Source organism: Streptomyces sp. SID11385 (assembly GCF_010548245.1).
Classification (GTDB): Bacteria; Actinomycetota; Actinomycetes; order Streptomycetales; family Streptomycetaceae; genus Streptomyces.
Genome location: NZ_JAAGLR010001178.1, coordinates 1 through 427, shown reverse-complemented (window position 1 = coordinate 427; position 427 = coordinate 1). Strand labels below are relative to the sequence as shown.

General features: G+C 78.2%; 1 pseudogene. It reads left to right on the top strand.

Features of this window, described 5'->3' with window-relative positions:
• Positions 1 to 427, top strand: a pseudogene (locus G3I42_RS35630) (hypothetical protein); the annotation flags it as partial.

The following is a 427-nucleotide window of genomic DNA, read 5'->3' as shown; positions in this document are numbered from 1 at the left end:
CCCCGCTCCGGCCTCCGGACCGGCCCCGGCCGCCGGGGCGGCGGAGAAGGCCCCCGCGCGCAGCACGTCGAAGCCCGCGACCCGCACCAAGCCCGCCACCAAGGCCCCGGCCAAGTCCGAGCCCAAGTCCGAGCCCAAGTCCGAGCCCAAGTCCGCGCCGAAGGACGCCACCAAGGCCCCGTCCAGGTCCGCGTCCAAGGATGCCGCCAAGACCCCGGCCAAGTCCGCTTCCAGGCCCGCCACGAAGCCCGCCGCCAAGAGCGCCCCGAAGGCGCGGGCCAAGTCCCCGGCCACGGCCAGGACCGCCACCGGGTCACCCGCCGAGGTCCCCGCCCAGGCCGGGGCGAAGCCGGCCGGCTCGTCCGCTGCCACCACCGCCCCCGCGACCACCACGTCCGCGACCACGGGGCGCGTCACGCTGCGCGAG